The organism is uncultured Agrococcus sp. (assembly GCF_945915485.1).
Classification (GTDB): Bacteria; Actinomycetota; Actinomycetes; order Actinomycetales; family Microbacteriaceae; genus Agrococcus.
Map to the genome: position 1 here is coordinate 1 of NZ_CAMEFJ010000123.1, position 5,363 is coordinate 5,363.

A 5,363-nucleotide genomic window follows, 5' to 3' on the forward strand; every position below is an offset into this window, starting at 1 on the left:
CTCGCCGCCATCGAAGCCGCGGGCATCCCGTTCACGGCGAGTAAGCACGAGCCGAGCGCCTCGCTCGAGGAAGCCGCTCGGATGAGGGGCGTCACGCCCGGCGAGATCGTGAAGTCGATGGTCGTCCGACTCGGGGAGGGGCGCTACGCGATCGCGCTCGTGCCCGGCGATCGCAAGATCTCGTGGCCCAAGCTGCGGCATGCGTGCGGGGTCAACCGGGCTTCCATGCCGCCGGCGGATGAGGCCTTCGATGTGACGGGGTACGAGCGGGGCACGATAACGCCGTTCGGCGCGGACGGCGAGCTTCCGGTGCTGACCGATGTGACGGTGCCGGACGGCCCGATATCGATGGGCGGTGGCGCCCATCGAGTGGCCGCCTACCTCCTCGGCAGCGATCTCAAGGATCACTTCGACGCGCAGGTGCTCGACATCACAGAACCGGTGGCGTAAGCCAAGGCAGCCGTTCATGCGCCGGACACGACCAATTCACCCGCATGCGGTCGAATCGTTGCATGAGCCGGACACGCATCCTCGTCTCCTCCAGTCTCGGTGTCGCGAGTGTCGCAGCCCTCGCCGTCGGCGGTCGGCTATTGCTGACACGACAAGCCGAGATAGCGCGTCGCCGTATAGGAAAACCGCTCGGGGAACTGGCCGTCGATGCCGATCGAGTCTGGCGCAGATCGCTGGGCGGCAAACCCGTCGAACTTCTACTCCTGGGCGACTCGCTCGCCGCAGGGCTCGGAGCGGAACGGCGCAAGGACACACTGGGAGGCCGGCTTTCGAAACGCCTCGCGCGACGATTGGAGCGGCCCGTCAGGTTGCGCACGATTGCGAGGGTGGGCTCCGAGTCCTCTGCGCTGGCCACGCAATTGGACTCGCTGCCGCCCGGCTATCGCCCCGATGCAGCGGTGATCGTGGTCGGCGGCAACGATGTCACGCATCGCGTACCGATCACGGAGGCGGTCGGGCACCTGACCGTCGCAATCGAACGACTGCATCGCCTAGGAGCCTCCGTCGTTGTCGGCACCTGCCCCGACCTCGGAGCGTTGCGACCCGTTCCGCAGCCGCTCAGGACGCTCGGAGCCCGGCTGTCTCGGCAGTTGGCAGCGGCCCAGGCCGTGGCGGTAACCGACGCGGGAGCCACGAGCGTCGATCTGCGCAGCGCGGTCGGGCCCGTGTTTCTCGACGACCCGGACGGGATGTTCAGTCTGGATCGCTTCCATCCGAGCGCCCTCGGCTACCGGCGCACCGCCGAGGCGCTGCTGCCCTCCGTGGTCGAGGCCGTTTGCCCACCTTGATGACCCACTTCCGCTGCGGCGTCGCAAACGGTGATGGGCATGCGAACAGTGTACGAGGCTCTTCGAGATGCACGAGATCTGCTTCGCTGCAATCTCGTCAGACCGGAGAATGGCAGCGGTGATCAGACTTGGACACCGGTCGGGTGGGACGATGGACTCATGATCAAGATCCGACCAGCGCGCCCAACCGATGCCGAGGACATGACCGAAGTGCAGAACGCCATCTATCGCGCGGGGCTCAGGGCGACCGCGGTCGACGTCGCGCTGGTCCGGGAGCGCTACCTCGACGAGGAGCACACGGTGGCGTGCTCCGTCGCCGAGTTGGAGAACCGGGTTATCGGCTTCCAGTCGCTCAAGCGGGCGTGGACCGGCAACCCGTATTCCGTGCCCGAAGGGTGGGGGATCATCGGCACGCACATCCACCCTGACGCGGGCCGCAGCGGATTGGGGCGCCGCCTCTTCGCCGCATCGCTGGCAGCGGCGAAAACCGCCGGACTGCAGCACATCGATGCGAGCATCGGCGCCGACAACGCGCCGGCCCTGGCCTATTACTCGGCCATGGGCTTCAGTCCGTATCGGGATGGCGGGGACACCATCCCGCACCGCTTCGATGTGTAGGCTCGCTGGCTCTGCTCCTGCCGTGACCCGCTAGTCGCGTTCGAAGACCGTCTTGCCTCCGACGACCGTCCGTACGACGCTCGTCTCGAGCAGTTCGTCGACGGCGACGGCGAAGATGTCGCGATCGAGCACAATGAAGTCCGCGAACAGGCCAGCGGCGAGCCGGCCGTAACGATCGTCTGCTCCGCAGGCCCAGGCCGCATCACGTGTTGCGTGCACGATAGCGTCGGCGAGCGGAACCGCGTAGCGGGGCAGATTGGGTTCGAGCTGCGGGTTCAGCGCCGAACGTCTCGTGGCGGCGACGAACACATTGGGCAGAGGCGCATGCGGGGAGGTCGGCGAGTCGCTGCCGAACGCGAGGCGAGCTCCCTGCTCGGTCATCTCGGGCCACGGGTAGCCGCGCTCGATACGTTCGTCACCGAGCATTGCGCGCCAGTTCTCCTGGATCGCCGGATCGGAGTGCACGGGCTGCATCGAAGCCGTGATCCCCAGCGCGGCGAGCCTCGCGATGTCATCAGGGTCGACGACTTCGAGGTGCTCGATCCTGTGGCGACGCTGTGCCGGGCCGTTCGCAGCCACCGCTCGCTCGATGGCCGTGATGGCGATGTTCACGGTTTCATCGCCGATCGCGTGGATGGCGATGCTGAGGCCGGCCGCGTCGGCGGCGGCTACAACCGGCTCCAGGTCTTCGAGCGGCCAGATCGGGCCAGGGAGCTCGCCGTTCGCGTACGGCTGTCGCACGGCGGCCGTGCAGCCGTCGACCGTGCCGTCCGCAATGATTTTGATGCCGATCACGCGCAGCCGATCGCTGTGCTCCTCGGCGGCCAGCTCTGCGACGCGCGCAACCTGCTCGAGGTCGCGCTGCCGATCCCCGGTCCGGTGAACGATCACGTGCGCAGCGATGCGCGCTGTCAACTGGCCCGCGTCGCTCGCGCGGCGCATGCCGGCGAGATCGGCTTCATCGAGCGCCATCTCAGTCGTCGCCGTGATGCCCGATTCGCGGTAGGCGCGAAGCGCCGCGGCGAGTGAGTCGTCGATGTCGTCGTCGGTCTTGAATCGGTCGAGCGTCGACCAGACGAGCTGCTCCATCGCCGTTTCGTCGATGAGGCCGGTCGCGTGTCCGTGCTCGTCACGGTGGATGCTGCCCCCGGGAGGCGATGGCGTGCTGTCGTCGACCCCGATCTCGGCCAGGGCCGCGGAGTTCAGCCAGATGGAGTGCAGATCGTGTGCGAGTACGTAGACGGGTACGTCGGGAACCGCTTCGTCGAGCATTTCGCGGCGGGGTGTTCCCGTGGCCGAGCGCTGCCAGCCCTGCGCCCGGATGCGCGGCCCGCTCTGGTCGGCGGCCGCGGCAGCAAGCCGGCGCTGCAGTTCCGGTAGATCTCCCGCGCTCCAGAGATCGACGTGACCGGCTGCTTCACCCGTGTGCACGACATGCGCGTGGCCGTCGACGAAGCCCGGCAGCACGAGCGCGCCCGCGAGATCCGTTTCCGCCGCGTTCGGAGCGAGTCTCCTTGCCGTGTCGTCGTCGCCGACGTATAGAACGCGATCGCCCCGCACGGCGATGGCGGTTGCCCACGGCCTCCTGTCGGCGGTGAAGACTTTGCCGCCGGTGAATACTTGCTGCTCTGCCATGTCTCTAGCTCCCGAATCTCGTCTCGTACTGTTCAAGTCTGCTGCGTGCATGTCGCTCACGGGCGCCCTTTGCCTGCCAGCGGACTGCGCAGCAGCAACGCGTAAGCGACGGAGGAGACGATGATGCCGACGGGCACCGAGAGGTCGATGTAACCGATCGCTGCGGAGATCGGCCCGGTCCAGATCACTGTCGAAAGGCAGAGCGCGCTCGCGGTGCCACCGAGCACGAATGCCGTGAGCCCGGGAACACCCCAGCCTCCCGTGTACCAGTAGCGACCGTGCCGGGTGTCGTCGAACAGGTCGGTTCCCTCGTACGCGTTGCGGCGCAGCAGCTGGTCGGTGACGAAGATGGCCATGACCGGCGCGGCAACGATGATCAGGAACTGCAGGAGCAGATTCACGGCGTCGAGGAACGTAGTCGAGAGCGTAAGATAGATCGTCAGGCCGATGCCGATGATGCCGACGATGATCGCGGCCGGGATGCGGCGCAGCGGCACTCCGATGGCCTGCAACGCCATGCTCGAGGTATAGGTGGTCATGCCGTTGAGCGCGATGCAGTTCACGATCACGCCCAGCACCAGCAGCGGCGCGAGGGCCGTCGGCAGCATGCCGAGCATGACCTGCTCCGCCCCTGAGTGAATCGCGTCGGTCGAGACGGCCGTGGCCATGAGTGCCCCGACGATCGTGAAGAACATCATCGGGATCGCGCCGCCGAAACCGGTCGCCGCAGCGATGTGCGAAGGCTTCGACGAGCGGGGCAGGTAGCGAGCCATGTCCGGGCTGTTGATGAACGACAGCGGGGAGGACGCCAGAATCGTGAAGCCGACCGTGATCGCCGACCACAGCGCGACACCCTGGAGCGGCTCGGCCGGCTGATAGCCCCAGTCGACCTGCGGCAGGATGAAGCCCGTCAATACCAGGAAGATGGCGACGAGCCCGACGGCGACGAAGGAGTATACGCGCAGGATGAGCGCGTGGCCGTAGACGGCGACGAGCACGGTGATCGATGCGACGACCAGCGCGACGACGATGGGCGCGGCGACCGGGGCATCCCAGCCGAGCCGAGCGAGCATCCCGGCTCCGAGGAAGGCTGCGGCGAGCCAGTTGAGCGCCAGGTACACGGCGGCGACGAGCCAGCCGATGAACGCGACGATGATCTTGTTGCCGATGATGCCGTACATCGCCCGCATGATCACCGAGCCCGATGTGCCGGCACGCGGACCGCTGGCCGCGATCATACCGGGGAAGACCCAGAGCACCGATGCGGCGACGATGACCAGAATCGCCTGCCACAGCTGCATGCCGAGGACGATCATGGTGGCGCCGACCGTGAAGTTCAGAATGGAGACGCTCGGCGCGGCCCACACCGCCACCAGGTCGCGAGGCCTGCCGCGTCTGTCGGCGTCGGCGATGAGTTCGATGCCGCGGGTCTCCGGTTGCGTCGGCGCATCGACGAAGCCGTCACTCGAGAGCGCTGGATCGGCCGAAGTCGGCTGTTCTACGTGCTTGGACATGAGGTGCCTCTCCGTGGTTGCGTACGTCGTTGTCGCTGCCGTGACCCTTATTGATCACATAGCTAATAAGCTATTGATCACCCAATCAATCAGGAATTCTCTGCTGTGTCAAGCGCTCGTGCTCGCTCGTACGCAGCCTCGGAGTACGGGGCGGCACGGTTCGCCGGTCGCCTGTTGCTTCGAATGCGAGCGCCAGCGAGAGCAACGCGGTGTCGTCGTAGGCGCGGCCTGCGAATGTCAGACCGACCGGCATCCCCGTGTCGTGCATCGCGCCCATCGGCACCGTGACCGTCGGGAT

At 66.8% G+C, this 5,363-nt stretch carries 5 protein-coding genes and 1 pseudogene; 3 read left to right on the plus strand and 3 right to left on the minus strand.

The window, feature by feature from the left end; genetic code table 11:
- The 3 genes from Q0O95_RS13015 to Q0O95_RS13025 all read left to right on the plus strand — a co-directional run.
- Positions 1-450, plus strand: a 450-nt coding sequence (locus tag Q0O95_RS13015; protein WP_366516495.1) for a YbaK/EbsC family protein, incomplete at its 5' end; no start/stop codon positions are given.
- Positions 451-512: 62 nt separating this feature from the next.
- The gene (locus Q0O95_RS13020) at positions 513-1,298 is read left to right on the plus strand and encodes an SGNH/GDSL hydrolase family protein (RefSeq protein ID WP_293699465.1); all 786 of its coding nucleotides are present in this window, start codon (positions 513-515) and stop codon (positions 1,296-1,298) included.
- Positions 1,299-1,457: 159 nt separating this feature from the next.
- Positions 1,458-1,916, plus strand: coding sequence for a GNAT family N-acetyltransferase (locus Q0O95_RS13025; RefSeq protein ID WP_293699468.1), 459 nt, complete (start codon positions 1,458-1,460; stop codon positions 1,914-1,916).
- 30 nt (positions 1,917-1,946) lie between these two features.
- Here the strand turns inward: Q0O95_RS13025 and Q0O95_RS13030 are convergent, their stop codons facing one another.
- The 3 genes and pseudogenes from Q0O95_RS13030 to Q0O95_RS13040 all read right to left on the minus strand — a co-directional run.
- The gene (locus tag Q0O95_RS13030; RefSeq protein WP_293699471.1) at positions 1,947-3,551 is read right to left on the minus strand and encodes an amidohydrolase; all 1,605 of its coding nucleotides are present in this window, start codon (positions 3,549-3,551) and stop codon (positions 1,947-1,949) included.
- Between the two features lie 56 nt (positions 3,552-3,607).
- Complete coding sequence (locus tag Q0O95_RS13035; RefSeq protein ID WP_293699473.1) at positions 3,608-5,065, minus strand: cytosine permease; 1,458 nt, start codon at positions 5,063-5,065, stop codon at positions 3,608-3,610.
- A gap of 85 nt (positions 5,066-5,150) precedes the next feature.
- A pseudogene (locus Q0O95_RS13040) lies at positions 5,151-5,363 on the minus strand (hypothetical protein); the annotation flags it as partial.

Coding starts and splice junctions, on each gene's coding strand:
- Q0O95_RS13020 (WP_293699465.1), top strand. CDS start 513: ATGAGCCGGACACGCATCCTCGTCTCCTCCAGTCTCGGTGTCGCGAGT.
- Q0O95_RS13025 (WP_293699468.1), top strand. CDS start 1,458: ATGATCAAGATCCGACCAGCGCGCCCAACCGATGCCGAGGACATGACC.
- Q0O95_RS13030 (WP_293699471.1), bottom strand. CDS start 3,551: ATGGCAGAGCAGCAAGTATTCACCGGCGGCAAAGTCTTCACCGCCGAC.
- Q0O95_RS13035 (WP_293699473.1), bottom strand. CDS start 5,065: ATGTCCAAGCACGTAGAACAGCCGACTTCGGCCGATCCAGCGCTCTCG.